General features: G+C 70.5%; 21 protein-coding genes and 1 tRNA gene. 15 read left to right on the forward strand and 7 right to left on the reverse strand.

The features are described from left to right. Nucleotides 1-45 precede the first annotated feature (45 nt). The 6 genes from BOSE127_RS14640 (at nt 46) to BOSE127_RS14665 (ending at nt 5531) form a co-directional block, all read left to right on the forward strand. Nucleotides 46-1158, forward strand: coding sequence for a prephenate dehydrogenase (locus tag BOSE127_RS14640; protein ID WP_071252367.1), 1113 nt, complete (start codon nt 46-48; stop codon nt 1156-1158). A 194-nt stretch (nt 1159-1352) separates the two neighbouring features. Next, on the forward strand, nt 1353-2048 hold the full coding sequence (gene cmk, locus BOSE127_RS14645) for a (d)CMP kinase (protein WP_442873465.1): 696 nt from the start codon (nt 1353-1355) through the stop codon (nt 2046-2048). 144 nt (nt 2049-2192) lie between these two features. After that, a complete protein-coding gene (der, locus tag BOSE127_RS14650) occupies nt 2193-3713 on the forward strand; it encodes a ribosome biogenesis GTPase Der (protein WP_017885894.1) in 1521 nt (506 codons plus the stop codon). 127 nt (nt 3714-3840) lie between these two features. After that, a complete protein-coding gene (locus tag BOSE127_RS14655) occupies nt 3841-4467 on the forward strand; it encodes a hypothetical protein (protein ID WP_159557777.1) in 627 nt (208 codons plus the stop codon). 172 nt (nt 4468-4639) lie between these two features. Beyond that, nucleotides 4640-5161 carry a hypothetical protein gene (locus BOSE127_RS14660; protein ID WP_017885892.1) on the forward strand — a complete coding sequence of 174 codons (522 nt, stop codon included), beginning with the start codon at nt 4640-4642 and terminating at the stop codon, nt 5159-5161. Between the two features lie 46 nt (nt 5162-5207). Then, a complete protein-coding gene (locus BOSE127_RS14665; RefSeq protein WP_159557779.1) occupies nt 5208-5531 on the forward strand; it encodes a hypothetical protein in 324 nt (107 codons plus the stop codon). A 99-nt stretch (nt 5532-5630) separates the two neighbouring features. Here the strand turns inward: BOSE127_RS14665 and BOSE127_RS14670 are convergent, their stop codons facing one another. Continuing rightward, on the reverse strand, nt 5631-7787 hold the full coding sequence (locus tag BOSE127_RS14670) for a RecQ family ATP-dependent DNA helicase (RefSeq protein WP_236559564.1): 2157 nt from the start codon (nt 7785-7787) through the stop codon (nt 5631-5633). Between the two features lie 75 nt (nt 7788-7862). Further along, on the reverse strand, nt 7863-9338 hold the full coding sequence (locus tag BOSE127_RS14675) for a hypothetical protein (RefSeq protein WP_159557781.1): 1476 nt from the start codon (nt 9336-9338) through the stop codon (nt 7863-7865). A gap of 70 nt (nt 9339-9408) precedes the next feature. Between BOSE127_RS14675 and BOSE127_RS14680 the strand changes: the two genes are divergently transcribed. The 7 genes from BOSE127_RS14680 (at nt 9409) to BOSE127_RS14710 (ending at nt 15176) form a co-directional block, all read left to right on the forward strand. Next, a complete protein-coding gene (locus tag BOSE127_RS14680; RefSeq protein ID WP_017885888.1) occupies nt 9409-10239 on the forward strand; it encodes an endonuclease/exonuclease/phosphatase family protein in 831 nt (276 codons plus the stop codon). Next, a complete protein-coding gene (locus tag BOSE127_RS14685; protein WP_152427147.1) occupies nt 10236-10817 on the forward strand; it encodes a hypothetical protein in 582 nt (193 codons plus the stop codon). Before BOSE127_RS14680 ends, BOSE127_RS14685 begins: the two co-directional genes overlap by 4 nt. Nucleotides 10818-10954: 137 nt before the next feature. After that, nucleotides 10955-11028: transfer RNA gene (locus tag BOSE127_RS14690), tRNA-Pro, on the forward strand. 366 nt (nt 11029-11394) lie between these two features. After that, the gene (locus BOSE127_RS14695; RefSeq protein ID WP_159557783.1) at nt 11395-12501 is read left to right on the forward strand and encodes a FecCD family ABC transporter permease; all 1107 of its coding nucleotides are present in this window, start codon (nt 11395-11397) and stop codon (nt 12499-12501) included. A gap of 43 nt (nt 12502-12544) precedes the next feature. Beyond that, on the forward strand, nt 12545-13570 hold the full coding sequence (locus BOSE127_RS14700; protein WP_017885885.1) for an ABC transporter substrate-binding protein: 1026 nt from the start codon (nt 12545-12547) through the stop codon (nt 13568-13570). Then, nucleotides 13567-14370 (forward strand): ABC transporter ATP-binding protein, encoded by an 804-nt coding sequence (locus BOSE127_RS14705; protein ID WP_159557785.1) that lies wholly within the window; start codon nt 13567-13569, stop codon nt 14368-14370. Before BOSE127_RS14700 ends, BOSE127_RS14705 begins: the two co-directional genes overlap by 4 nt. Further along, the gene (locus BOSE127_RS14710; RefSeq protein WP_083389440.1) at nt 14367-15176 is read left to right on the forward strand and encodes a class I SAM-dependent methyltransferase; all 810 of its coding nucleotides are present in this window, start codon (nt 14367-14369) and stop codon (nt 15174-15176) included. The genes BOSE127_RS14705 and BOSE127_RS14710 overlap by 4 nt, the downstream gene beginning before the upstream one ends. A gap of 241 nt (nt 15177-15417) precedes the next feature. Here the strand turns inward: BOSE127_RS14710 and BOSE127_RS14715 are convergent, their stop codons facing one another. Further along, complete coding sequence (locus tag BOSE127_RS14715) at nt 15418-15834, reverse strand: hypothetical protein (protein ID WP_156463854.1); 417 nt, start codon at nt 15832-15834, stop codon at nt 15418-15420. Nucleotides 15835-16103: 269 nt separating this feature from the next. Here BOSE127_RS14715 and BOSE127_RS14720 point away from each other — a divergent pair, with 269 nt between their 5' ends. Beyond that, complete coding sequence (locus tag BOSE127_RS14720) at nt 16104-16283, forward strand: hypothetical protein (protein ID WP_042538409.1); 180 nt, start codon at nt 16104-16106, stop codon at nt 16281-16283. Nucleotides 16284-16421: 138 nt separating this feature from the next. Here the strand turns inward: BOSE127_RS14720 and BOSE127_RS14725 are convergent, their stop codons facing one another. Beyond that, nucleotides 16422-17276 (reverse strand): DUF2510 domain-containing protein, encoded by an 855-nt coding sequence (locus BOSE127_RS14725; RefSeq protein WP_140449247.1) that lies wholly within the window; start codon nt 17274-17276, stop codon nt 16422-16424. Nucleotides 17277-17968: 692 nt separating this feature from the next. Between BOSE127_RS14725 and BOSE127_RS14730 the strand changes: the two genes are divergently transcribed. Next, entirely contained in the window at nt 17969-18484 is a 516-nt protein-coding gene (locus tag BOSE127_RS14730; RefSeq protein ID WP_236559565.1) for a GNAT family N-acetyltransferase, read from the forward strand. 363 nt (nt 18485-18847) lie between these two features. Here BOSE127_RS14730 and BOSE127_RS14735 read toward each other — a convergent pair whose 3' ends face one another. From BOSE127_RS14735 to BOSE127_RS14745, 3 genes are read right to left on the reverse strand one after another with little or no spacing between them, the layout of a single operon-like run. Then, the gene (locus tag BOSE127_RS14735) at nt 18848-19510 is read right to left on the reverse strand and encodes an ABC transporter ATP-binding protein (RefSeq protein WP_159557787.1); all 663 of its coding nucleotides are present in this window, start codon (nt 19508-19510) and stop codon (nt 18848-18850) included. Next, nucleotides 19507-20799, reverse strand: coding sequence for a hypothetical protein (locus tag BOSE127_RS14740; protein ID WP_159557789.1), 1293 nt, complete (start codon nt 20797-20799; stop codon nt 19507-19509). The genes BOSE127_RS14735 and BOSE127_RS14740 overlap by 4 nt, the downstream gene beginning before the upstream one ends. Continuing rightward, nucleotides 20787-21644, reverse strand: a complete 858-nt coding sequence (locus BOSE127_RS14745) for a hypothetical protein (RefSeq protein ID WP_140449250.1) — start codon at nt 21642-21644, stop codon at nt 20787-20789. The genes BOSE127_RS14740 and BOSE127_RS14745 overlap by 13 nt, the downstream gene beginning before the upstream one ends. Nucleotides 21645-21739: the final 95 nt, after the last annotated feature.

Here is a 21739-nt window from a genome sequence, read left to right on the forward strand (position 1 = left end):
TCGGGCATCGACCGATGCCCGAGCCTCGATCGGTAGGCTTGCCCGGTGACCGACGTGACCCCGACCGACATCGACCGCCGTCTACGCGGCCCGGTCCGGGTCGTCGGTGCCGGGTTGCTCGGCGCCTCGATCGGTCTGGCCCTGCGTGAGAAGGGTGTGGACGTCGTCCTCGACGACGTCTCGCCCGCCGCGCTGGCGCTCGCCGTGGACTACGGCGCCGGGCGTCGCCCGGCAGCCGGCGACCAGCCGGAGCTCGTCGTCGTCGCGGTGCCGCCGGACGTCGTCGCGACGGTGGTCGAGCGTGAGCTCGCCGCCCACCCCGACGCCGTCGTGACCGACGTCGCCAGCGTGAAGTCCGGGCCGCTCGCCGCCCTGGTGGCGGCCGGGGCCGACGTCTCCCGCTACATCGGGTCGCACCCGATGGCCGGACGCGAGCGCAGCGGTCCGACCGCCGCCCGCGCCGACCTGTTCGTCGGACGCCCGTGGGTGATCGCGGGACACGACGGCATCACGTACCAGCGAGCTGCGGTGGTCGAGGACCTCGCGCTGGACGTCGGCGCGACCGTGGTGCCGATGGACCCCGAGTCGCACGACCTCGCCGTGGCGTACGTCTCGCACGCGCCGCAGCTCGTGTCGACGCTGATGGCCTCGCGCCTGCGCGATGCCCCCGACGGGTCGCTCGGCCTGGCCGGCGGCGGCGTGCGCGACGTCACCCGGATCGCCGCGAGCGACCCCGGGCTCTGGGTGCAGATCATCGGCGCGAACGCCGGGCACATCCGGCCGGTGCTCACCGACCTGCGCGACGACCTGACCCGCGTGATCGACGCGCTCGACGACCCGGACGGTGCCGGCTCGCCGCGCACCATCGCCGAGACCATCGCCGACGGCAACCGCGGGGTCGAACGGCTGCCGGGCAAGCACGGCACCACCAAGCGCTTCGCCCAGGTGGTCGTCCTGGTCGACGACACCCCCGGGCAGATCGCCGCACTCCTGACGTTCATCGGGGAGATCGGCATCAACCTCGAGGACATGCGCCTCGAGCACTCACCGGGCGCACAGATCGGCATCGTCGAGGTGTCGGTGCTGCCCGAGCAGGAACAGCGACTCGTCGAGGAACTCGAGGGGCGCGGATGGAGGATCGCAGCAGCATGGGCCTGAACGACGACACGAACGCAGCGACGAACGACTCCGGTGTGACCGGCGGACCGGACGGGCCCGACTCCGGCCTCCCGACCCCGGGCCAGGGTGGTGCCGGCGGCCCGCTCAGCGGCAGCGGCGACGGCGGCACACTCGGCGGTCCTGCCGGCGGCCTCGGCGAGCCCGGCGGGGAGCCCGGCTCGACCAGCGCCCCGATACCGTCCGGCCTGGCCGACGGCGCCTACGTGGCGAAGATCGTCATCGCCGTCGACGGCCCCGCCGGCAGCGGCAAGTCGAGCGTCTCCCGTGCGGCCGCCCGTGCCCTGGGCTACGGCTACCAGGACACCGGCGCCGCCTACCGTGCACTCGCGTGGCACGCCCTGCAGCAGCGGGTCGACCTCGACGACGCCGCGGCGGTCCTGGCCAGTTGGGACACCTTCGACTACGCCATCGGCACCGACCCCGACGACTACTACGTCAAGGTGGGGGAGACCGACGTGACCGAGGCCATCCGCACCCCCGACGTCACCGGTGCGGTGGCCCACATCGCGAAGCTCCCGGACGTCCGGAAGCGCCTGGTCCAGCTGTTCCGCACCGTCATGCGGAAGACCGACGCCCCCGGCATCATCACCGAGGGCCGGGACATCACCACGGTCGTCGCACCCGACGCCGAGGTCCGGATCCTGCTGACGGCCGACGAGTCCGTTAGAATGGCCCGACGCTCGGCAGAGGTCACGACCCAGTCGGCCGCCGAGACCTCCGCAGCACTCGCTCGTCGCGACGCGGCGGACGCGAAGGTCGTCGACTTCATGAACGCCGCCGACGGCGTCACGACGCTCGACTCCACCGACCTCGACTTCGACCAGACCGTGCAGGCGGTCGTCGAACTGGCCCGCGCGGCCACGCACTGACGCAGACCGGACCGCCTCGGCGGGCCGCTCACGCACTGACGCAGACCAGAACGCTCCGGCGGGACGGTCAACCACGGCCGGACCCCGGCCCGGCCGGCAACGGCCACCGACACCGCGGCCCCGGCCGCTCGCGAGGAACACAAGATGGCTCAGCTGGACAATCCTGACAACGACGACTTCCCGGAGTACGACGACGCCCTCGGCGAGCGTCTCGCCGGACTCGACGAGGCAGAGGCCGAGCAGCGTGCCACCGCGCTCCGCGCCGGCCTCGAGGAGTACGACCTCGAGGACGAGGACCTCGCCCTGCTCGAAGCGGGCCAGATCGGCGAAGACGGCGTCCACTACCTGCCGGCCTACCCGGTGCTCGCGATCGTCGGTCGCCCGAACGTCGGCAAGTCGGCGCTGGTCAACCGCATCCTCGGTCGCCGTGAAGCCGTCGTGCAGGACGTCCCCGGCGTCACCCGCGACCGCGTCAGTTACAAGGCCGACTGGAACGACAAGCGCTTCACGCTCGTCGACACCGGCGGCTGGGAGCCCGGCGCCGAGGGCATCAACGCCTCCGTCGCCGCCCAGGCCGAGGTCGCGATCGACCTCGCCGACGCCGTGCTGTTCGTGGTGGACGTCACGGTCGGCATCACCGCCACCGACGAGCACGTCGTGAAGATGCTCCGAGGCACCGACCGCCCCGTCATCGTCGTCGCGAACAAGGCCGACGACGAGCGCCGTGAACTCGAAGCCTCCGAGCTCTGGAACCTGGGCCTCGGCGAGCCGCACCCGGTGTCCGCCCTGCACGGCCGCGGCGTCGCGGACCTGCTCGACCTGATCATCAAGACGCTCCCCGACACCTCGGCCGTCGCCAAGCAGGAGGTCGGTGGCCCCCGCCGCGTGGCCATCCTCGGCCGCCCGAACGTCGGCAAGAGCTCGCTGCTCAACAAGGCCGCCGGTGAAGAGCGGGTCGTCGTGAACGACATCGCCGGCACCACCCGCGACCCGGTGGACGAGCAGATCGAGCTCGGCGGCAAGGTGTGGCGCTTCGTCGACACCGCCGGCATCCGCAAGCGCGTGCACATGCAGCAGGGCGCGGACTTCTACGCGTCGCTCCGCACCACCGCCGCGCTCGAGAAGGCCGAGGTCGCCGTCGTCGTCCTCGACGTCACCGAGCCGGTGTCCGTGCAGGACCTGCGCATCATCGACCTCGTCCTCGAGTCCGGCCGTGCCCTCGTGCTGGCCTACAACAAGTGGGACCTGCTCGACGACGAACGCCGCCGCTACCTGGAGCGCGAGATCGAGCAGGACCTGGCGCACGTCGCTTGGGCCCCGCGCGTGAACATCTCGGCCCGCACCGGCCGTCACCTCGAGAAGCTCGTGCCGGCGCTCGAGACCGCCCTCGAGTCGTGGGACACCCGCATCCCGACCGGCAAGGTCAACGCCTTCATCGCCGAGCTCGTGCAGGAGCACCCCCACCCCGTGCGCGGCGGCAAGCAGCCCCGCATCCTGTTCGGCACCCAGGCGTCGAGCCAGCCGCCGACCTTCGTGCTCTTCACGTCGGCGTTCCTCGACCCGCAGTACCGACGCTTCATCACGCGTCGACTCCGCGAGGTCTGGGGCTTCTCCGGCACGCCGATCAACGTCAACATGCGGGTGCGCGAGCGCCGGAAGCGCTGAGCCTCCCCACCCGTCACGCAGAACGCGCCCCGATCCGTCGGGGCGCGTTCTGCGTTCTGCGTTCGCGTCCGCGGTCGGCCTGGAGGCCCGGGGCCGGTCCGGCGCGCCGGTGCGGCATCATGGGGGCGTGGGTACCGGGCGGTGGGCAGCCGACCGACGTCGGCTCGCCCTGGTGGGTGTCCTCGTCGGGGTGGTCGTCGTGGGTTCGGTGTCCCTGTGGACGAGCTCGCACGCACCGGACGACGGCGAACCGGTCACCCGTGCCGACGCAGTGGGCCCCGAACCGGCGCAGTCGCCCGACGTCCGGCTGCCGCCGTCCGACGCCCTCGGGGAGCCGATCGAGCCCGAACCCGTCCGTCCGGTCGACGGCTCACCCATCGACCCGTGGTGGCGGCGCGTCCCGCCGGTCTCCGGTGACATCGTCGGCATCGGGGCGGCTGCCTCCGGGCACGTCCGGATCACCGCGAACACGAGTGACGAGACCCTCGCGGTGGAGATCGACCACCTGGAGACCGGCGGGGACGGCCCGGTCGACGTCGTGCTGTCCGCGGGGACGGTGCGCGGTGGCTCGAAGCCGATGTGGACGCCGGTCGGGGAGTCCTACGACCTGTTCCAGGCCGACGGGGTCGAACAGGGGCTGACCGTCGTGCTCGGCGAGCCGTGGACGCTGCCCGACGAGGTCCGCTCCCTCGTCCTGCTCGACGCCGGGACCGGCACCGTGCTGGGCGGCGCGGCACTCGTCCCGTCTGACTGAGCGGGGCGCAGGCTGAGGCTGCGCGGGGTTGGGGCTGCGCGGGGTTGTGCTGCGCTGGGCCGACGGAGAACGACACCGTCGTGGTCGTCCGACGTCGACAGTGTCGTTCCGCATCGGTGCTCGTGCCGGTGCCGCGTCCGCCGCTACCGCCGGGATGGGGCACGATGTACTGGTGACGCAGCAGAACGACGGACTCGGTGTGCTCGCCGACCGTGTGTGGTGCCGTCTTCGGCTCGACCGGTTGGCCGGAGGCCGGCAGTCCGGGTACGTGATCCGCGAGGACATGCTCGAACACCCGGACACGGTCCGTTCGTTCCGGTGGATCCGGTGGCTGCTCGTCGCGGAGACCGTCGTCGGCCTCACCGCCATCGTGGTCGCGGTGCTGCTGACCCGCGCCGGGGAGTCCCTGTCGTGGGCGGTGTGGTTCCGGTCCACCGTGGTGCTGCTGATCACCTTGACGCTCTACGTGTTCGCCTGGCGGGCGCAGCTCGGGTACTACTGGGCGTACCAGCGGCTGCGGTTGTTCAGCCGGATCTTCCCGATCGTGACGCTGATCGTCGCGGCGATCCCCGGGCTCTACCCGTTCTGGATGGTCATCGAGCAGATCCTGTTCTCGGTGCTGATGGTCGGCATCGGCGACGTGCTGACGAGCGACCACATGCGGGCCACGTTCCCGAAGCCCGCGCGGCGCTGAGGCTGCCGTCGGCCGCCGTGGCGCACCGTCATGGCACGATGGGCTGGTGCGCGAGAACTCGGCTGGTCAGTGGTTGCTCGTGGTGCCATCGGTCGTGGCGCTCGGAGCCGGGCTGTGGAACGTCGGAGCACTGGTCAGCATGTTCACCAGCAGCGGTTCCTTCGCGTGGTGGTTGGTCTCGGGGTTCGTGGCGTTGGTCGCCCTCGTGATGACCCTCGTGGCGCTCATCGTCGGCCGTGCGCAGCGGGCGTTCGTCGTCGGACTGGCCGCCGCCGGACTGTTCGTCGCGGGTGGGGCGCTGCTGCTCGACCTCTTCGTCGGCCTGTTCTCGTCGTGGCTCGCCGCAGGACTGGGGTCGAGCGGGTCCTGACCGCTGCGCGCCGGAGCGGTTTCCGGTGGATGCCGGACCAGGTGTGCGACAACCCACGGGTCGATCGACACGTGGACTGTCGCAAAACAGGTGCGGGGGCTACGCCACCGTGGCCAGGGCGAACGGGAGCACGGCGGAGGCCCCGGCGCGCCGGAGCTCCCGGCCGGCGACGGTCATCGTCCACCGGCTGTCGACCAGGTCGTCCACGAGCAGCACCGGGCCCTCGTGCGACTGCAGGGCGGCGGCGAGCGACGGATCGACCACGAAGGTGTCCCACACGCCGGACAACCGGTAGGCGCTGTTCGTCGCACCGTCGCCGCGAGGGGTCCCGCCGGCACGGCCGAGCGTGCCGAGGAACTGCAGCCGCCCGATCGTGGACAGCGCCTGGGCGAGGGACCCCACCAGCTCGGGCCGTGACCGCGAGGACATCGCCACGACGCCGGTCGGCCGGGTCTCCCACGGCCAGTCCTTGAGCGCCCGGACGCAGCCGTCGACGAGCTCGCGCGAGATCGGTGCATCCGGGGTGGACGGCGAGAACAGGGCACGCAGGGGACCACCCCAGCCGAGGTCGGTCAGACGCGCCACCGCACGGCCGGGCTGCACGAGCTCGTCCGCGCCGATCTTGCCCCGCACCGAGACACCGAGCGACGACATCCCCGAGGGCCACTGGGCACGCGGGGCGATCTCGACGCCGACCTTGTCGAGCGCGGCCGCCGCCCCGGACGAGTCGGTGTCGGACACGGCCGTCGGGAACCACGCCCCGGCGCAGTTGTCGCACCGACCGCAGGGCTCGGCCGAGGGGTCGTCGAGGTCCTGCTGCAGCAGCTGCATGCGGCAGGCCGAGGTGGACTCGTAGTCGAGCATCGACGCGGCCTCGGCAGCACGGGCCGCGGCGACACGTTCGTACCGGGGTGCGTCGTACTCCCACGGCTGCCCGGTCGACACCCAGCCGCCGGTGACGCGTCGGACGGCGCCGTCGACGTCGAGCACCTTGAGCAGGAGTTCGAGGGTGGAGCGCTTGATGTCGACCAGGCCCTCGAGCGCCACGGTGGACATCGCGGTGTCGGTCGACAGGGCGCCCAGCACGGCGGCGGCACGGGCTTCGGTCGGCATCGAGGCACTGGCGAAGTACTGCCAGATCTCGCGGTCCTCGCGCCCGGGCAGGAGCAGGACGTCGGCGTTGTCGGTCGCACGACCCGCGCGACCGATCTGCTGGTAGTAGGCGACGGGCGACGACGGAGCGCCGACGTGCACGACGAACCCCAGGTCGGGCTTGTCGAACCCCATGCCGAGCGCACTCGTGGCGACCAGGGCCTTCAGCTCGTTGCCCTTGAGCTGCTGTTCGAGATGCTCGCGCTCGTCGGTGTCGGTGCGCCCGGTGTACGCGCGGACGGCGTACCCGTTGTCGCGCAGCAGGCGGGCGATGTCCTCGGCCGCCGAGACCGTGAGCGTGTAGATGATGCCGCTGCCGGGCAGGTCGCCGAGGTGGGCGAGGAGCCACCCCAGCCGCTGCCGGGCATCGGGCAGCGTCAGCACGCCGAGGCGCAGGGACTTGCGGGCCAGGGACCCACGGATCGTGAACACCGGGTCGGCCGGGCCGGCGGTCAGCTGCTCGGCGACGTCCTCGACCACGCGCTCGTTCGCCGTCGCGGTGGTGGCCAGGACGGGGACGCCGTGGGGGAGCGACCGGATGAGCTCGGCCAGACGCCGGTAGTCCGGCCGGAAGTCGTGGCCCCAGTCCGAGATGCAGTGCGCTTCGTCGACCACGAGCATGCCCATCCGGGCGATCAGGGTCGGCATCTGCTCGTCGCGGAACTTCGGGTTGTTCAAGCGCTCGGGGGAGACGAGGAGCACGTCGACCTCGTCACGGGCGAGGGCAGCCTGGGTCTCACCCCACTCGTGCGCGTTCGCGGAGTTGATCGACACCGCACGGACCCCGGCCCGCGCAGCAGCGGCGACCTGGTCGCGCATCAGGGCGAGCAGCGGCGACACCAGGACCGTCGGGCCACCCCCGCGTCGGCGCAGCAGCAGCGTCGCCAGGAAGTACACCGCCGACTTGCCCCAGCCGGTGCGCTGGACGACGAGGGCACGCTGCCGGTGCTCCACCAGCGCGGAGATCGCCTCGAGCTGGCCGGGGTGGAACACCGCGTCGGGGCGCCCCGTGAGCGCAGCGAGCGCCTGCTGCGCCTCGGCGGCGATGTCCGCAGAGGGGGAGACAGAAGACGACGCAGTGGACCCGACACCAAGACCAGACATGCCCCCATGCTGTCAGCACCGACCGACGAAACCCGACCCGCGCCTCCTATCTGTGGACAACGCGACGCGGCGCGCTTACTGGTACGTGATCAGCGACGGCGTCGGCCGCACGTCCCGCATGGTCTGCGCGGGCGTCAGCATGGGCGTGTCCTCGTCGGTGAAGTTCTTCCAGCCCCAGTGCAGCCCCTCGGGCGCGCCCTGGTGCAGCGCCTTCCACGTCGCCTGCTTGTCCGGCTGCGACCCCTGCCCGTCGACGTGCACGAGCATGTCGAGCTCCGGGTGGGTCTGCAGTGCTGAGCGGTCCTTGATCATCGACAGCCGGAACTGGTGCAGCACCAGGGCCTTCGGCGGCAGCCCTTCCTGCTTGACCAGCGCAGCCAGCCACGACGAGACCTTGTTCACCTCGGACGCCGACACGCTGCCGATCTGCTGCAGGGGTACCTGGTCCTTCGTGAGCCGCCACTCCGGGTCGAGCGCCAGCCACACACCGGGCTGCTTCAGCAACGACTCGTACTTCTTCGCCTGCGACAAGAAGTCCGACCGCCCGGGCTGCAGGTCGATGATGACCGGCATGTCCGCATCGTGGGCGGCCTCGACGTAGGGCTCGAGCGTCGAGACCGGCAGTTCGGTCGAGTAGTCGCCGTCGGCGCCGGCGTCCCCGGCGGCGACGGTCGCGATGACCTCCATCGCGGGCGTCACCAGCTCGTCGGACTCGGCCCGGTACGGCTTCGCGACCTGCTCGGCCCGCTGCACGGTCTGCTTCGGCCCCTGCTCGCCGAGCACTCCCAGCGCCGGCGCCCCGGGGGCCCCGTACAGCGCGACGTACCGGTGCCCGTCGAACGGCCGCTGGCCGCCGTTCCGCAGCTGGAACCCGCCCTCGGCCGCCCGCACCGTCCAATCCGGGTCCGGCAGGGCGTCGAACGCCGCACCGACCAGGACCGTCGGGTGCTTCGCCCGCTCGTGCAGCGCCGTCACCACGTCGGGTGCGGCAGCCGGGTCGGTCACGCCCTTCGGCATGGTCACGACCCGCGCACCGGCGGCCTTCGCGGTCGCCACGGCAGCAGCGTCCGCACGCGTGTCCGCCACCACCACGGTCGCCTGCCGGGAGGCCCCGGTCGACTCCGGCGCGTCACCGCCGTCCGGCGCCTGCCGCTGTTCGATGTCCGTGTCGAGCGACACGTCGCCCTCGGCCTGGTACCAGCCGGCACCGAGCCGGTCGAGCTCGCGGGCGACGGCAGCGTCCTTGTTCTTGGTCGTCAGCAGCACCGGGACGTGGGCGCTCGCCGCGGTCTTCGCTGCGTCGCGGATCCCGTCGGCGTCGTCGGCCGGGGCGACGACCGCGCCCGGAGCGCTGGCGAACAGCGCCTTGCTGACCCGGACCGACCGCGCTGCGGCGTCCGCAGCGTCGGCCACCGTGACGGTGTCGGCGGAGGCCTTCGCCAGGGTCGGGCGGCTCGTGTCCGGTTCGCTCGACGTGCACCCGGCGGCTCCGAGCAGCAGGCCGGAGACGGCGATCGCGACGAGGACACGAGGGGTGGAACGAGAACGCATCGGGCCACCCTACGAGCCAGGCGGAGAGGTCCCTGAGAATCCGACGGGTGTCGTCTCGTAGAAGGGATGCATGCCCCACCACCCCGACGACCGCCCGCTCATCGGACCGGTCCGGTCGCCCGAGGTGCACTGCATGACGCTCAACGTGCGTCGCCGCGTGCCGCGACGGTCGACCCACCCGGACGCCTGGGAGCGCCGCCGTGACGCCGTCCTCGCGCTCGTCACGTCCGAAGCGCCCACCGTCCTCGCCGTCCAGGAGGCCCTCCCCGCGCAGGCAGACGACCTGACGTCCGGCCTGGGGTCGGGTTGGGAGCCCGTCCTGGCCGGGCGAGGAGCACGCGGCGGTGGTGAACAGGTCGGCCTGTTCCTCGACCGCTCCCGCCTCGACGTCGTCGAGCGCCGCACCTGGGCGCTCTCCCGCAGACCCCACCGCCCCGGCTCGCGGTCGTGGGCCACGTCCTTCCCTCGGCACGCCGTCGGAGCCGTGGTCGACGACCGCGCGACCGGCGTCCGGTTCCTGGCGATCGCCACCCACCTCGACGTCGCCTCGTCGTGGGCCCGACTCCGCTCCGCCGAACTGCTCGGCCGGATCGTCCGGCAGCGCGGCCTGCCCGCCGTGGTCATGGCCGACTGGAACAGCCCCGCCGGTTCCGCACCGTGGCGAGCCCTGGCGGAGGCGGGGGTCGAGGACAGCTGGGGGCGGGCCTCCAGGCAGGTGGGTGAGCCGTACGGGACGTACCCGCACTACGGGAGTCCGCGCGTTGGTGGTCGGCGGATCGACGGGGTGCTCGTGACCACTGGGGCGGCCGTGGACCGCGTCGCGGTCGACGTGCGGCGGCCGGGCGGCGTGTGGCCGTCCGACCACGCCGCCGTGCACGCGGTCGTCCGGTGGGCGTCGTGATCCGGGCGCTCGGGTCGACCTTCCTGCGGCCGCGGTTCCTGGTGGCCGACGTCGTGCGCGCCCTGACGCTCGTGAGCGTCGTCGTGGCGAGTGTCGGGTGGGGTGGGACGGCGTTCCCGGTCATGGCGCTCGCGCTGCTCGGGGTCGTGGTGCCGCGCATGCTCGGGCTGCGACCCGTCTTCGACCTGGCGGTGTGCGTGCTCGTGCTCGTCGCCGGGTGGTCGAGCGTGCTCGAGTGGTACACGACCGTCTTCCTGTGGGACAAGTTCATGCACGTCGTGCTGACCGGGCTGCTCGCGGCCGTGCTGTACGTCATCGGTGCCGACCTGCGTGCTGTGCCGGCCCCGCACGGGGAGCGACGGGTGGTCGTCGCGGTGCTCGCGCTGTGTGCGGGACTCGCGGTCGGGGCGGTCTGGGAGATGGGGGAGTGGCTCGGGCACAACTTCGTCGACGCGAAGATCTTCGTCGGGTACGACGACACGATCGGGGACCTGGCGGCAGACGGGGCCGGTGGGTTGCTCGTGGGGCTCGGGTTGCCGTGGTTGGCGGCGCGGCGTGAGGTGGTGCGGCCGGGCTGAGCGTGTCGTTCGGGTCGCGTTGCTGCGACTCGCCGTGGCACGGAGGGGGGCTGACGTCCGCTATGCTGGACCGGTCGCTCGCGCTCCGGTCGGACGCGGGCGAGGATCCTCCGGGGTCCTGGGTTCTCCGGAACTCGCGGGCTGTGGCGCAGCTTGGTAGCGCACTTGACTGGGGGTCAAGGGGTCGCAGGTTCAAATCCTGTCAGCCCGACCGAAACGTGTCTGACACAACGGAAGAAGCCCACCGAGGATCTCGGTGGGCTTCTTCCGTTGGGATCGACCTCGTCCCGGCGAGCCGGGGCAAGGAACAACGAGACGACCGGACCGTCGGTGCGAGTCGAGCAGTGAGGGATTCTCGCTCAGTCGAGTCGCATTGCGCTGGCCGGAAGACCGCTGTCTCATCCAGGGATCGTTCCGACCCGATCAGTTCTCGGACCCGCCATCACTGTCGGTGCCCGCGTGTGCCCCAGCACGTTGTGCTGGGGGCGGCCGCAGGGCGTCCGTCGGCACCGTCGAGGACTTGGTGAGACCCTGGCCGACCTGCTAGTAATGAGACTCGTTATCACTAAGGAGTCGCATGCCCGATCGGTTCTCGACGGTCCTCCCGGCGCCGTCGCGGTCGGGCAGGATCGATGCGGTCCTGTGCCTGATGCGTCGAGCCCGTCGACGTGCGGCCGTGCGGATCGCGTTGCTCGCCGTGGTGCTCGCCCTGGTCGCCGTCGCAGCGATGATGATCGGTCCGGTGCCGATCGCACCGACGCACGTCATCGGCATCCTGGTCGAGCACGTCAGCGGGGCCCGCGCGGGCCACTGGTCTGCGTCGGCGGATGAGATCGTGTGGGGCACGCGGGCACCCCGCGTCGTGATGGGGATCATCGCCGGCGCCGTGCTGGCTGTGGCCGGAGCTGTCCTGCAGGCGCTCGTCCGGAACAGCCTCGCCGATCCGTACCTGCTCGGCATCAACTCCGGCGCCAGTACCGGCGTCGCCCTCGTGGTGCTCGTCATCGGGTCGGGGAGCGCGTTGGTGTTCTCCGGTGCGGCGCTCGCGGGCGCGATCGGTGCCGTTCTCCTGGTTGTGGCCTTGGCCGGGACCGCGAGCCGTCGGGGGCCGCTTCGGCTCGTGCTCGCCGGTTTGGCGGTCGGGTACGCCCTGAACGCGGCGACGAGCTTCCTCGTCTTCTGGAGCGACTCTCCGGAGGCCGCCCGGTCGGTCTTGTTCTGGCTCCTGGGTTCGCTCACGTCGGTGCAGCCGATCGCCCTGGCCGCCGCGGCGATCACGGGTGGTGTCGGACTGGTCGCGCTCGTGGTGATCGCACCCTTCATCGACGCGCTCGCTTCCGGAGACGATTCCGCCCGGTCAGCGGGCATCGACCCGGAACGCGCGCGACTCGGCCTGATGCTCGCAGTGTCCGCGATGGTCGGCGTCATCGTCGCGGCTGTCGGCGGCGTCGGTTTCATCGGTCTCGTCGTGCCGCACCTGGCACGCCGACTCGTCGGCGGACGACACCGAGCGGTGCTCCCGGTGTCGGCGTTGCTCGGTGGGTCCCTGCTCGTCATCGCTGACACCGTGGCCCGCATCGCGTTCGCGCCCCAGGAGATCCCCGTCGGGGTCGTGACCGGGGTGCTCGGTGCGCCCTTCCTGTTGGTCCTCCTGCGTCGCACCGCCCCCGCAACAGCCCCCTGACCTTCCACCCCACGGTCCATCGCACCCCACCGGAAAGCCCCACATGAGAACCCGAACCCGGTCCACCACGGTCGCAGCAGCGATCGGTCTGCTGGCGACCGTCGCCGTGCTCAGCCTGAGCGCCTGCACGACATCGTCCGGAGCCACCGAGCCGAACCCGCGCACGAGCTCGAGCGGTGGCACGCACTTCCCCGTCACGATCCAGAACTGCGGATCCCAGGTGACGATCACCGCGACCCCGCGACGCATCGTGCTCGTGAACAACGACGAACTCCCGAACCTCGAAGCGCTCCACGCCGTGGACCGGATCGTCGGTGTCACCGCACCGCTGGCTCCGGACCTCTACACGAAGCAGACCTACCGCGAGCTCGCAGACCTCCACGCCCTCTCGACGAAGCAGACGTCGACAGGCGGCTCCGTCGTGTCCCAGGAGAGCTTGCTCGGCGCGAAGCCGGACCTGGTGATCGCACCCGCGAACGCCGTCGACCGGGACGCGCTCCAGGCTGCCGGGATCCCGCTCTACACCCCGTCGGCGTACTGCGCGAACCCCGGTCCCGACCTGAGCCGGACGGCGACGTTCGGCCGTGTCTGGAGCGAACTGCGGACACTCGGCACAGTGCTCGGCGAACCGGCGCTGGCCTCCGATGCGATCGATTCGGGCCGTGCCACGCTCGCGACGCAGTCCCCGAAGGACAGAGGAACAGCCGCTGCCCTCTACGTGTCCTCCGGCGGCAGCGTCCTCTCGCCGTACGGCGGTCCGAGCATGGTGACGCCGGTGTTCCGAGCGGTCGGACTGCGCAACGTGTACGCCGACTCGCACGAGCGCGTCTTCGATGCAGGTGTCGAGGACATAATCTCCCGCGACCCGCAGACGATCGTCCTGCTCTACTCGAGCGGCACGGCGCAGGACACCATCGACAGCTTCCTGACGGCGCCGGGTACATCGGGCCTCTCCGCGGTGCGCCACCACCGGATCGTCGCACTCCGCTTCCCGTTCACCGATCCGCCCTCGACCCTGTCGGTCTCGGGCCCGGCTGAACTAACACGGCAGCTCGACGCACTGCGGTGATCCGCGCACACGCGGTGACGGTGCGCGCCGGACGGCGGCTGCTCCTGGACACCGTCGACCTGGATGCGCCGACGGGCTCCGTGACCGGGATCGTCGGCCCGAACGGCAGTGGCAAGACCACCCTGATCCGCGCGCTCCTCCGAGCCGTCCCCATCCAGGAAGGCCGTGTCGAGATCGACGGACAGGATGTCCGGCACCGGTCACGCCGGTGGATCGCGCAACGCGTCGCGAGCGTGGCGCAGCGACTCGACCCGGACCCGGCGCTCACCGTGGCGGACGAGGTCGCGCTCGGCGGCCTCGCCCAGGTCGGCCCGGGCCGCGGCGACGGTGTCGACCCCGACGAGCGTGTGGCGGCAGCCCTCGACGCGGTCGCACTGACGCACCGAGCCGGCGACTCCCTGGCCGCACTCTCCGGCGGCGAACTCCAGCGGGTCGGCCTCGCCCGCGCGATCGCTCACGGTGCCGACCATGTCCTCCTCGACGAACCCACCAACCACCTCGACCTGCGACACCGGCTCGAAGTCCTCGAACTCCTGCCGCACATCGCACCGACCGTCGTCGTCGTCCTGCACGACCTCGAGGCCGCCGCCCGCGTCTGCGACCACCTGGTGATCCTCGCCGCGGGCCGCGTCGTCGGCTCCGGCCCACCCGCCGATGTCCTCCGCCCCGCGCTCCTGGATTCGGTCTACGACGTCCACACCACCCGTCGCGACGACCCTGACGGTGACATCCACCTCACATTCCGCCTGCCAGCACCACCGGCCGTCCCACTCGCCCCTCTGGAAGGAACCTCCCCATGACCGAGACGACAACCACCACACCGATCGCCACCGAGGCCGACACCGCGCGGGCACGTGACCTGGCGACCCGGTGGGATGCTCAGCAGACCGCGTACATCCGGCACCGGGCTGAGCGGTTCGCCACGATCGCCCGCGTGGTTGCCGACGTCTGTGCCGAGACGACCGCGCCGCGGATCCTCGACCTCGCGGGCGGAACCGGAGCGCTCGCGGAAGCAGTCCTCGCCGCGGTCCCTGGCGCCACGGCAGTGGTGGCGGACAAGGATCCAGCGCTCCTGGCCATCGCCGCGGACCTCGCCGCCGCCGACCGTCGGCTCGTGATCGCGGAGGTCGACCTCGCCGATCGGCGCTGGGCGGAGCACCCTGCGATCGCGGACGCACCGTTCGACGCCGTGGTGAGTTCGACTGCCCTGCACTGGCTCCAGCCGGGCACGCTCGTCGATGTCCACCGACGGACCGCGGACCTCCTCCGCGCCGGTGGCATCCTGCTCAACGGTGACCACCTGTCCTACCAGCGGGACGAGAGCACCCTGGCCGCCATCGCAGCGCGCGATGACGCCGTGACGCAGCGAGATGGTTTCGCGGCCGGCGCGGACACGTGGGACGCGTGGTGGGCAGCGGTGGCGGAGACGCCGCGGTACGCCGAAGCGATCGCGCGACGCGACGTGGTGTGGGGCGCGGAACTCCACGAAGCGCCGCCGAAGGTGACGCTCGGCTTCCACATCGAGTCGCTCCGCAGCGCTGGGTTCGCCGAGGTCGGAACGGTCTGGCAGTACCTCGACGACCACGTCGTGTACGGCGTTCGGTAGGCGGTACTGGCGAGCGCGGGACGCGTCCTCCGGAAGCCGGATCAGTCCGGCCGGGACGGCGGCAGCGTTCCGCGCTCGTGCGGGGAATCACCCAGTAGTTTCGACCGTCCTGCAATCGATCGATGACGAGCAGGCTCTCGCCTCGGACGACGACGGCCGCTGTTGCCAGTCATGACGGCGGCATCGGCGCTGATCGGGTGAGCGACTCGGTTCCGCACCCGAGATCGATCAGCGCGCGTGCTCAGAGCGTCCGCGGGGCGAGGTGGCCGTCCTCGGTGTCGTACGTCGTGACGCGCCACGTCGGCCGGCCGTCGTCGACGACGCGCACCAGCTCGACCAGTCGTGGGCCGGGCCACTCCTCACCCGAGGCCTTCACGGCGTCGTAGTAGCTGGTGTCCGTCCCCGTGGCTTCAGCCTTGGTCAGGGTGACCTCGTGTCGCCGCACGAGGCTCAGGTCCGTGGCGTCGACGAGCGCCTCGACACCGCTGGTCGGTTCTGCGTTGGACTCGCCGAGGGCGTCGGTCTTTCCCGGGTCGGTGCTGCGGATCCGCCAGACCCAGTGCTCCGCTCCGTACTCAAGGCGGAGCCCGACGATCGGACCGCCCACGGCTTCGGACTCACCGGACAGGCTGTCGACCCAGTCGGACGGCCATCGCACGGCGGATGGCACCCCGGTGCTCGGCCAGTCGGAGCCCACCGTGCTCGGAGCTGGAGGGAACGCTGCGCACCCAGCAAGCACGATGGCGCTCGCAGTCGCCAAGCTGGCCAGCATCACAGATCTTCCGAAACCCACTGCATCCCCCTCGTGAGGAGCCCAGCGTAGACGAGCGCTTCAGGTACGAACCCGCGGGAGCTCCCCGATCGCCGATCCTGCAACGGCGTATCGCAGCGCTTGCCCCCGCTGTTGGTCGCACGTACGCTGCCCCCATGTGGTGGTGGATCGGAACCGGCGTGGTCTTGGCTGCGCTCCTCGTGCTGTGGTTCGTCATGCACCGGTCCACCAACTTCGGCTCTCGGGCGGCGGAGTTCGAGGGGACAGACCCCGAAGTCGCGGAGGCTCTTCGGCAGGCCGAGTCGGACATCGCGCGAGGGCGCATGTTCTTCTGACGCTCCCGGGGGGTCGACCAGCCCCACGGCCGTCCGGCAGCCGCTCAGTGAACGGTCGGCTGCGAGTCGTGAGCAGTCGCGCAACGAAAACGCTGCTTGCGCTCGACGCCGTCCTCGGATCGGCCGGTCCGGTCAGGTTCAGCGGCAGGTCGCTTGGGTGAACTTGGCCGTCGAGACGCCGCTGCGGGTGAAGGTGAACTCGAGCGCACCCGTCTCGCCCTCGCCGAGGGCGTAGAGGGTGTCGTTCGACGACGCGACGACCGTGCCTGAACTGTCGAGGCCGTTGACGCCAACATAGACGCCTGACGGGCAGGCGTCGTACGCGTAGACCTTCGCTTTGAAACAGGAGCCGAACGAGTACTCGCAGCCGCCCTCGAAGCCGTCGTCGCCTCGGCTGAGCCACTTCAGCGCGATGCCGGAACCTGCGTCCTGGAACCCGGCCGGCAGGTCTGGAGAGGTCTCCACCAGAGCAGTGTCGTCGGCTGGATCGGAGGCGGTACGGGTCCCTGTGTCGGGAACATCGACGCTCATGGCCACCATCGCCACGATAAGGGCGAGGGTGGGTATGGCGATGATGGTGAACCACCAGCCCACGGGAAGGACCTGACGGGACTTCCTCACCGGGCGGGGCTGCTCGATGGCGTCGAACCCGGTGTCGCCCTCGTTCAACCAGGTGCGGCCGGTCCAGTACCGCCACGTGTTTCGCTTCCACCCGTGCTCGTGCCAGCCGACGCGGCGAACGTTGTTGTTCGCCCCTGTCTTCGCGCCAGGATCAGGGATTGCCGCGGCGGGCTTCGACTGGGCTGCGCAGTCGCGCGGTCCGGCTACCGTTGCTTCTTCTTCAGAAGACATTTCGACGCTGATCGTCTCGACGTCTTCCCGGCTGGCGCGCTCGGCGATCCATTCGGCGCCGTCCCAGTAACGTTCGCGGCCATCAACCACTGAGGGATACCAGCCAGCAGGCGCAGCAGGTGGGGCGTCGTCGTCGCGCACAGGAGCCTTTCACAGAGGGAACCGTCCAAGCCTAAGAGACGCGACAGGCGCTCAATACCCCTGATTCGGGGTGTCGGGCGGCCGCAATGGCTGCCTTTGAATGTGCAGGGTGATGGAGTGCTGAAGGCGATGTCGCTCGCTGTCGCTGCGTTCATCGCCGGGTTCGAGAACCCGCTGCACACGGCGACCGAGGTCGCAGTGCGCGCGGACGGCTGCAGTTCCACGCCCCTGCCCCGGTCGCGGAGATCGACTGGGTCGCGGCGGTCACAACGGCCGGTGCCCTCGCGAAGACCTGACGGCGGCCGCTCGGCGCGACGTACCGCGGGCTGTTGCCGCTGCTGTTGCGTCCCTGGGGCTACGGTCACGTGCAGGGGTTTCACCAGCTCCTGCGCGGGCCGGAGTTGCGACGAAGCTCTTCCGGTCCGTCCACACGGCTCAGAGGGTTCGTGAAGACCCGGGCGGTGAACGATTCTCTGCCGAGCCGATCTCGGTGTATCTGCAGTCAGCTGTCGAGTGCGATGACCCACGGGATCAGCAGGAGACGACAGCAGCGCGCCCGATCAGCCCGAGCCCCGTCAGCGCGATGAGCAGGAGCCCCCACCACGTCCACCATGAGAACTCCACGAGACGAGGATGCCGGATCAGGCCCACTTCCGCTCGTGTCCGCTGAGGTCAGCCCGTAGCGTCGTCTCGTGGATCAAGACGTGTTGGCGGTCGAAGCGGCCACGGCCGCGGACGTTCCTTCGGCTCAGGTGCTCATCGACGGTGCGAGGCTGTGGCTCCGCTCGCGTGGGATCGACCAGTGGCAGGACCGGGTGCCGGACGCGGTTCTGCTGCGCGCCGCAGAGCAGGGGAACCTCTTCGTCGTACGTCAGGACCGGGTGATCGTGGCGATGGTCACGGTGTCCGACTCGGACTCCGAAACGTGGGGCGTGGAGGACGATCCCGCTGTGTACGTGCACCGTCTGGTCGTGGCGCAGACGCATCGTGGCAGCCGGCTGGGGCAGCGACTGCTGGTGTGGGTAGGAGAGCGAGCCGCCGAGCGCGGGGCGGCCCTCGTGCGGCTGGATTGCGCGACGGACAACCCCGGATTGCGGCGATTCTACGAACAGCAGGGGTTCCGGCACGTCCGCGACGTGACGGTCAGCGCCCCCGACGGTGGGCGGAAACTCGCTTCCAGCCTCTACGAACGCGCGCTGGCCCGGTAGCCGATCAGGCACCGGTCAACGTGGAGGGACTCGAGCTCGAGGCTGACTCGCACGCAGCGAAACGGGAGATGTTCGCCGAGTTCTCCAGCCGCGAACGTACTGCGCACGCGTGATCGGGGATTTGGAGCGCAACCGCTGACGGACGGGAGGCCCGGTGCCAGCTGGCACCGTCCCTCCAGGCTCGGCCGTCACCCCGCTGGCGCGGTGCGCCGGTACCGGCGGGTGGGGCCCACCTCCAGGCTCGGCCGTCACCCCGCTGGCGCGGTGCGCCGGTACCGGCTGGTGGGGCCCACCTCCAGGCTCGGCCGTCACCCCGCTGGCGCGGTGCGCCGGTACCGGCTGGTGGGGCCGGCCTCCCGTCCGTCACGCGCCGCGCGCGATGAGTCGTTCGTGGTGCAGCTGGAGTTGCCGTTCGCATCGCTGTGCAACGCGCTCACTGTGGGTGACGATCACGAACTTGGTTCCTGCTTGCTGCAGCCGGTCGAAGAGGGCGAGCACGTCGTCTTCGGTCGTCTCGTCCAGTGCGCCGGTGGGCTCATCGGCGAGGACGACGGCAGGGCGCTTCGCGATGGCTCGAGCGATCGCGACGCGCTGCGCTTCTCCTCCTGACAGTCGTCGTGGGCGCTTGCCAGCGAGGTGGCTGATGCCGACCGCGTCGAGCGCCTCATGTGCTCGGGCGGTGGAGTCAGCGCGAGCAGGAACGCCGAGCCGGACGTTGTCGAGCACGCTGCGGTCGCCGAGGAGGCTGTGGTCCTGGGTGACGATGCCGATGTGTCGGAGTCGGTGCTCCGCCATCCTCCGTACGGTGCGCTCGAGCACGTGGCCGTCGTGCTCGTAGGTCCCGCCGAAGTCGGTGTCGAGTCCGGCGAGGATCCGGAGCAGCGTGCTCTTGCCGGATCCGCTGCGCCCCGTGATGGCCACGGATCGATCGTCGTCGTGAAGGTCGAAGTCGAGCCGGTCGAACAGTGCTCGGATCGATCCGTCGGGCTCGGTGATGGTCTTCGAGACGTCACGCAGAACGATCATCGTGAGGTACCTCTTCGCTGTTGGGCGGTCAGTTCGATGCGGATGGCTCGCCGGCCGAGTGCGCCGTCCGCCACGCACCAGAGGAGCAGGGCGGTGCCGGCACCGAGTCGAGCCATCTCGCTGTCGTTGGGGAGCAGTGCGCTGGTCGCGAGGAACAGCCCGAGCGCCGCGGTGAACTCGGTGAGGCGGCTTGCGCGGAACAGCCGGTTCGTGGCACTCGGGCTCCTCCCGAGGAGATGGTGCACCCGCGCCACTGGCGTTCGACGGTGATGCAGGAGTCGGTTGAGGAACGCCGTGATGATGCCCACGCCAGCGGTGAGGGCGACCAGCAGCGCGGTGACGAGCACCAGGTTGTCCTGGATGAGCTGGCGAACGAGGGAGAGCTGCACGAGGTAGGCCGGTACTCCGAGCAACGTGTACGACCGGAAGCCGGTGTCGTCTCCGATCGCGTCGAGACGCGCGACGACGTCCCCGAAATCGAGGCTGTGATCGACGGCGAGATCGGCGTTGAGCACCTGGAACGCCAGGCGTCCGAACAGCTCGGGATCCAGCCGGTCGAGTGCTGCTCGGTCGAGTCCGGCGAGTGTTGGCGGGTAGGGCACGATGACGGTGTCGTCGAGGTAGTGGTTTGCCTCACCGCGGAAGTACATGGCACTGTCCGGTTCGAGGAAACCGACGACTTCGAGCTCCTGCTCCTGCAGGATGACCGCTCCGGTGAATCGCTCCCCGAGCTCGTACACGCCGCGGTACTCGTTGCCGAGCAGCACCGGGATCCGACCGGATCCCCAGTCGACAACGTTCCACTCGATGGGCTTGCCGTCCTGCACGGAGAGCCCCGCGAACTCGTACGCGGTCTCGTTGAGCTGGATGGACTTGATGTCCTGAACGCTCCGGCCGGACTCGTCCTGGTACTTCCCGTTGAGCGTGTACTCGGTGCCGTAGCCGACGTCGAAGCGGTCGTCGCCGCGGAAGTCCTGAACGGTGACGGGCTGGTCGTACGAGGAGATGAAGTCGAACCCGGGCTCGTCGTCGATACGGTCGACGAACGAGGCGACGTCGTCGAGTGCGTGCTCGTCTCGCCGGATCGCCTCGAAAGCATCCGGGCCGAGATCGTCGACCACCGTGTAGAGGTCGACGTCGGCATCGGCGGACAAGCCCTGGGCCACGGCCTGCGAGGTGGACTGGGTGAAGGACGCCACGTTGTACCAGCAGAGTGCGAGCAGCACGAGCAGGACGATCTTGGCGACGATGATCGTCCAGTTGGACCGGAGGTCGTTCAGCAGTTCCATCGACGGGTTCCCTGCCAGAACGAAGCGACGGACACGGCAAGCACGACGGTTCCGACCGAGACGACCACAGTGGTGACGTCGAGGTCGAGGAGGGTGGCCTGCCTGACCACTGCCGCGCCCGCGAGAGCGGTCGTACAGGCGGCGATGGTGATCACGCTGACTCTGGTGGCCGCGCTGCGGAGGGTGCTCAGCGGTCGGATCCCCGTGGTGAAGCGGACGGCGGCAGTGCGGAGTTCCCATCGCCCAGCTTGCAGGCCTGCGACCACGCCGATGAGCATGACGACGAGCACGCCGAGCGTGACCAGAACCGGAGACACGGCGTCGACGTTCGTCCTGCGGTTCGTGCCGTCGTCGACGATCTCGACACTTCGGCCAGGGAACTCTGCGCTGTAGTGGCGGACACTGCTCGGGCCGTCCAGGAGGAGCCGCTGTGGTGACGCCGAGAACCGCGACGGATCGGCGACGATGACGTCATCGGACAGCAGACTGTCGGCCCGGACGCCGAGACGGCCCACCACGTCGTAGGGCTTGCCATCGACGACGATGTCGTCACCGCGGACGGCAACGTCAGCCCCGGCGAGGGCCTCGCCGGGGCGCCCGGTCAGTGCGTGCCCGTCGTGCAGCGGGACATCTGTCCACCGTCCCGACAACATTGCGACGGCGCGGACATCGCCCTCGAGGCGCACGAACACCTTCGTTCCCGGTTCGAATGCGTTCCGGGCACGCATGAGTTCGTCGAGTGTCGCGTTCACCCACACGCTTTGACCGCTGCGGAGATCGTTGCCTTCAGAAGCGATGACACCTCGGCGAGCGTCGAACACCCCGATCAACACCGTCAGCAGCATGGCCAGCAGGAGCAGGCCCGCGATCGCCGTGGTCTGTTGCTTCGTCACGTCTTCTCCTCACGCAGCAGCGGGTGCGAGCCGTCGGCTCGCACCCG

The organism is Curtobacterium sp. 8I-2 (genome assembly GCF_902506155.1).
GTDB lineage: Bacteria > Actinomycetota > Actinomycetes > Actinomycetales > Microbacteriaceae > Curtobacterium > Curtobacterium poinsettiae.

What these genes read in the sequence shown, in the direction of transcription:
- BOSE127_RS14735 (WP_159557787.1), bottom strand. Translation starts at nt 19,510, where the DNA reads ATGATCGTTCTGCGTGACGTCTCGAAGACCATCACCGAGCCCGACGGA.
- BOSE127_RS14700 (WP_017885885.1), top strand. Translation starts at nt 12,545, where the DNA reads ATGAGAACCCGAACCCGGTCCACCACGGTCGCAGCAGCGATCGGTCTG.
- BOSE127_RS14695 (WP_159557783.1), top strand. Translation starts at nt 11,395, where the DNA reads ATGCCCGATCGGTTCTCGACGGTCCTCCCGGCGCCGTCGCGGTCGGGC.
- BOSE127_RS14670 (WP_236559564.1), bottom strand. Translation starts at nt 7,787, where the DNA reads ATGTCTGGTCTTGGTGTCGGGTCCACTGCGTCGTCTTCTGTCTCCCCC.
- der (WP_017885894.1), top strand. Translation starts at nt 2,193, where the DNA reads ATGGCTCAGCTGGACAATCCTGACAACGACGACTTCCCGGAGTACGAC.
- BOSE127_RS14720 (WP_042538409.1), top strand. Translation starts at nt 16,104, where the DNA reads ATGTGGTGGTGGATCGGAACCGGCGTGGTCTTGGCTGCGCTCCTCGTG.
- BOSE127_RS14740 (WP_159557789.1), bottom strand. Translation starts at nt 20,799, where the DNA reads ATGGAACTGCTGAACGACCTCCGGTCCAACTGGACGATCATCGTCGCC.
- BOSE127_RS14745 (WP_140449250.1), bottom strand. Translation starts at nt 21,644, where the DNA reads ATGCTGCTGACGGTGTTGATCGGGGTGTTCGACGCTCGCCGAGGTGTC.
- BOSE127_RS14680 (WP_017885888.1), top strand. Translation starts at nt 9,409, where the DNA reads ATGCCCCACCACCCCGACGACCGCCCGCTCATCGGACCGGTCCGGTCG.
- BOSE127_RS14675 (WP_159557781.1), bottom strand. Translation starts at nt 9,338, where the DNA reads ATGCGTTCTCGTTCCACCCCTCGTGTCCTCGTCGCGATCGCCGTCTCC.
- BOSE127_RS14710 (WP_083389440.1), top strand. Translation starts at nt 14,367, where the DNA reads ATGACCGAGACGACAACCACCACACCGATCGCCACCGAGGCCGACACC.